General features: G+C 64.7%; 4 protein-coding genes. 2 read left to right on the top strand and 2 right to left on the bottom strand.

Annotation, left to right across the window (positions count from 1 at the left end; genetic code table 11):
- Window positions 1-102: 102 nt before the first annotated feature.
- On the bottom strand, window positions 103-1,368 hold the full coding sequence (locus SE92_RS17605; RefSeq protein WP_063196955.1) for a cytochrome P450: 1,266 nt from the start codon (window positions 1,366-1,368) through the stop codon (window positions 103-105).
- A 377-nt stretch (window positions 1,369-1,745) separates the two neighbouring features.
- Between SE92_RS17605 and SE92_RS17600 the strand changes: the two genes are divergently transcribed.
- The gene (locus tag SE92_RS17600; protein ID WP_063203600.1) at window positions 1,746-2,900 is read left to right on the top strand and encodes a DUF898 family protein; all 1,155 of its coding nucleotides are present in this window, start codon (window positions 1,746-1,748) and stop codon (window positions 2,898-2,900) included.
- A 3-nt stretch (window positions 2,901-2,903) separates the two neighbouring features.
- The gene (locus tag SE92_RS17595; protein WP_063196953.1) at window positions 2,904-4,016 is read left to right on the top strand and encodes a M48 family metallopeptidase; all 1,113 of its coding nucleotides are present in this window, start codon (window positions 2,904-2,906) and stop codon (window positions 4,014-4,016) included.
- A 1-nt stretch (window position 4,017) separates the two neighbouring features.
- On the opposite strand, the gene upp is transcribed toward SE92_RS17595, so the two are convergent.
- On the bottom strand, window positions 4,018-4,647 hold the full coding sequence (gene upp / locus SE92_RS17590) for a uracil phosphoribosyltransferase (protein WP_063196952.1): 630 nt from the start codon (window positions 4,645-4,647) through the stop codon (window positions 4,018-4,020).
- Window positions 4,648-4,733: the final 86 nt, after the last annotated feature.

The following is a 4,733-nucleotide window of genomic DNA, read 5'->3' as shown; positions in this document are numbered from 1 at the left end:
TTTCTCCTCTTGGGGGCGGTCCCATTGCGGAGATACCCTCTCCCCAACCCTCTCCCGCAAGCGGGAGAGGGAGCACAGCATTCCCGCCGTTGTAGCTCAAACTCACGCCGCGATCTTCACCGGCAGTTCTTCCAAACCCTTCACGAAACTCGAATACACCCGCTTCGGCTCGCCGACCACCTCGATATGGTCGAACCGTCTCAGGATCTCTTCCCAGATAATCTTGAGCTGGAGTTCGGCAAGTCGCAAGCCGACGCAGCGGTGGATGCCGAAGCCGAAGGAGAGATGCGTGCGGGGGCGGGCGCGGTCAATGATGAATTCGTAGGGCTTCTCGATCGCCTCCTCGTCGCGGTTGCCCGAGACGTACCACATCACGACCTTGTCACCTTTCTTGATCTGCTTGCCGCGGAACTCGAAGTCCGAGAGCGCGGTGCGGCGCATATGGGCCAGCGGCGTCTGCCAGCGGATCACCTCGGGCACGAAGCTGTCGAGCAGATCAGGATTTTCGCGCAGCTTGCGATATTGCTCAGGATGCTGGCTCAGTGCGAGCAGCGAGCCCGACATGGTGTTGCGCGTGGTGTCGTTGCCGCCGACGATCAAAAGCACGAGATTGCCGAGGAAGTTCTTGGCATCCATGTCGCGCGTCGCGGCGCCGTGCGCCATCATCGAGAGCAAATCGCTCTTCGGCGGCTGCGCGATGCGCTCCTTCCACAGGCGCGCGAAATAGCCGGCGCATTCGGTCAGCTCGGCCTGGCGCTCGTCCTCGGTGGCGACGAGGCCGTCGGGGCCGGGGATCGTGGTGGCGATATCCGACCAGCGCGTCAGCTTGCGGCGATCCTCCCAGGGGAAGTCGAACAGCACTGCGAGCATCTGCGTGGTCAGCTCGATCGAGACGCGGTCGACCCAGTCGAACACCTCGCCGCGCGGCAGATTGTCCAGGCACTCGGCCGAGCGCTTGCGGATGTTGAGCGCGAGATTGTCCAGATGCGTCGGCGTGAACATTGGCGCCACGGTCTTGCGCTGCGCCGCGTGGCGCGGCGGATCCATCGAGATGAAGCTCTCGCGGCGCAGATCCGGGTCGATGTCGCGGATGGTGATGCCACCGAGCGAAGACGCCGAGGAGAACACCGCATGGTTGGTCTCGATCTCCATGATGTCGTTGTAGCGCGTCACTGACCAGTACGGCCCGAACATCGAGTCCTTGCAATAGTGCACGGGATCCTCGCGGCGCAGCCGATCGAAATACGGCCAGAACGTATCGGTCCTGAACAACTCGGGATCGCCCGGATCGAATTGCTCCAGCGGCAACGTGGACGCACGCTCGCGCAATGCGTCGAGCTTGGCCGCGCTCTCGATGGTCCCATGCATGACCGTTCTCCCTGGCATGAACCGCGCGTTCTCGTTGAATTCTGCGCTGCGGTATTTGATTTGCAATTACAGCCGGTTGTCTGCGCCGGAGCAAGGGCGAGTTTTGCCACATCCAGGCCCAGCGAGAGGGGAATGCGTAGCCCGGATGGAGCGCAAGCGTAATCCGGGATTCGAGTCGCAATCGATACTGTCCCGGATTGCGCTCCACTCCATCCGGGCTACCGACCTCACAACGTGATCCCCCGCACACCGTTTGTCGTGAAATCGTGCCAGAAACCGACTGGAATCGAGGTAAATCGAACCCCGCCAGCTTGGGGGCCGACCAATCCCTGATCTATAGTTTGACCGGATCGAGACCGCATCCCGAGGTTGCCGCCGTGAACGACATGCAATGGACCCCTGTCGGCTCCGAGCCGATTCCGCCGCCGCTGCCGCCGACGCGGGTGGACTTCACCGGCAATCGCTCCGAGTTCCGGAAAATGGTCACCAAGGGTGCCATGCTGGAGCTCGTCACCTTCGGCTTCTACCGCTTCTGGCTCGTCACCGACATTCGCCGCCATCTGTGGGCGAACACCGCGATCGACGGCGATGCCGCCGAATATACCGGCCGGGCCAAGGAGCTGCTGGTCGGCTTCCTGTTCGCGCTCGCGATCCTGCTGCCGATCTACCTCGCCTACTTCCTGATCGGCATCGAGTTCGAGCGCTGGCAGGGCTTTGCCTCGACGCCGCTGTTCATCGGCTTCTACGCCTTCGGCCAGTTCGCGATCTTTCGGGCGCGGCGTTACCGGCTGACGCGCACGGTGTGGCGTGGCGTCCGCTTCTGGATGGACGGCTCGGGCTGGGCTTATTCGTTCCGCGCCATGGCGTGGGGCTTGCTGGTGCTGCTCACGCTCGGCCTGGCGCTGCCGTGGCGCGAGGCCGCGCTGGAGCGCTACAAGATGCAGCACAGCCATTACGGCGATCTGCGCGGCGATTTCGAGGGCGACGGCTGGACCTTCTTCAAGCGCGCTTGGTGGCTGTGGCTACTCAGCCCGATCGCGCTCTTCATCTTTCCGCTCGCGCCGTTCTTCTATGCCGAGTTCAAGGCGCGCCAGTGGCGCTGGTGGCTCGACGGCATCCGCATCGGCGGCGTCAGCCTGTCCTCCAACCTGCCTCATGACGCCTTCTACGGCCTGTACTGGAAAATGATCGGCTGGTGGATGCTGCTCACGATGGCCTTCTCGGCCTATATGGGCGGCGGTGCCCTGTTGCTGGTCCAGCTGAGCGGCGTTCCGGCTGAGCAGATGCTCGGCTCCGACAATGCCGTCACGAGCATCCCGATGGTGGTGATGATGGTCATCGGCTATCTCGCCCTGGCGCTCGCGATCAATATCGTGATGCGCGTCTATCTGCAGCGCGATCTCTGGGCCAAGGTGCTGGAAACCGTCGAGGTGCACGACATCGCGGCCGCGGCGGATGTGCGCGGCAGCGGCCAGCTTGCCAGCGCGCTCGGCGAAGGTTTTGCCGATGGGCTCGATGTCGCGGGATTCTAAGCTGTGAGTGATGTGTTCGCCGACACCCCGGCGCAGTCCACCAAGCCGACCATCTTCTTCGACGGCACCTCGAGCCGCAGGCGGCAGGTCACGCTGACGTTCGGTGATGCGCTGGAGATCGCGGAGGAGGGCGAGGCACCGGTTCGCTGGGCCTATGCCGACATCCGCCGTGCCGACAGTCCGCCAGGGATCTTGCGTCTGGCCTGTACCGCCGCGCCTCCGCTGGCGCGGCTCGAGATCCGCGACGCGGCGCTCGCAGCCGACGTCACCGCCCGCTGCCTGCGGCTCGACGAGCACCGGACCTCGCGCCGCGGCGTCGCGAAGATCGTCGGCTGGTCGGTGGCTGCCACCGTCTCCATCGTCAGCGTCGTGCTGTTCGGCGTGCCGCTCGCCGCCGACCGTCTCGCGCCGCTGGTGCCGAAGCCGATCGAGCGGCGCATCGGCGACGCCTCCGAAGTCCAGGTCAAAACCATCTTCGGCGGCAAGGCGTGCGAAGATCCCGCCGGCAAGGCCGCGTTCACCAAGCTCGTCAACCGCCTGCGTGATGCCGCCGGCCTCGACGACGATTCCATGACGGCCGGCGTGCTGCCGACTGCGGTGCCGAATGCCTTCGCGCTACCGGGCGGCAAGGTCTATGTGCTGAGGGGCCTGCTGGACAAGGCGCAGAATCCCGACGAGCTCGCCGGCATCCTCGCCCACGAGCTCGGCCATCTCAAGCACTACGACAACATGCGCGGCCTGATCTACAACGGCGGCACCTCGTTCCTGATCGGCCTGTTGTTCGGCGACGTCACCGGCTCGTCCGCCGTGATCTTCGCCTCGCGCAGCGTGGTCGAAGCCTCCTATTCGCGCGAGGCCGAGACCGCCGCCGATACGTTCGCGATCGAGGTCATGCACAAGCTCGGCCGCTCGCCAAAGCCCGCGTTCGAGCTGATGTACCGCATCACCGGCAAGGAAGGCGGCTCGAAGCTGACGACGATCCTCGCCAGCCATCCGCTGACCGAGGACCGCCTCGCGCGCATGACGAAAGAAGATCGCCCGGCCTCCGGCCCGCCGCTGCTGACGGACAAGGAGTGGCAGTCGCTGAAGCTGATCTGCGGCAGCGGGAAGATTTAACTTACCGCGTCCCGTAGGCGCGGTCGCCGGCATCGCCGAGGCCGGGCACGATGAAGCCGGTCTCGTCGAGGCCTTCGTCCACGGCCGCGGTCCAGATCGGCACGTCTGGATGCAAGCCCCGCAGCCGCTCCAATCCTTCAGGCGCCGCAATCAGGCAGGCGAGGCGGATATCCTTCGCGCCACGCTCCTTCAGCCGGTCGATGGCGGCGACCGCCGTGTTGGCGGTGGCAACGACAGGCGTCACCACGATGGCGAGGCGCTCGCTGAGATCGGACGGCGATTTGAAGAAATACTCGACCGCGGCAAAGCTGTGCGGCTCGCGGTAGAGCCCGATATGGGCGACGCGCGCGGTCGGCACCAGATCCATCATGCCGTCGACGAAGGTGGTGCCGGCGCGCAGCATCGGCACGAACACCAGCTTCTTGCCGGCGATCTTGGCCGAATGCATCGTCGCCAGCGGCGTCTCGATGACGGTGTCGGCGAGCGGCAGATCGCGCGTCACCTCGTAGCACAAGAGCATGCCGATCTCCTTGATCAGCTCCCGGAACGACTTTGTCGAGATGGACTTGTCGCGCACCAGCGTCAGCTTGTGCTGCACCAGCGGATGATCGACGATCGTGACGCCTTCCATGGGACACCTTTCTTCCTTCTCCCCTTGTGGGAGAAGGTGGCGCGAAGCGCCGGATGAGGGGTTCTATCCGCGAACTTCACTGAGAG

The organism is Bradyrhizobium sp. AT1 (genome assembly GCF_001590795.1).
Lineage (GTDB): Bacteria > Pseudomonadota > Alphaproteobacteria > Rhizobiales > Xanthobacteraceae > Bradyrhizobium.
This window is presented reverse-complemented; position numbering and strand designations above follow the sequence as displayed.

Coding starts and splice junctions, on each gene's coding strand:
- SE92_RS17605 (WP_063196955.1), bottom strand. CDS start 1,368: ATGCATGGGACCATCGAGAGCGCGGCCAAGCTCGACGCATTGCGCGAG.
- upp (WP_063196952.1), bottom strand. CDS start 4,647: ATGGAAGGCGTCACGATCGTCGATCATCCGCTGGTGCAGCACAAGCTG.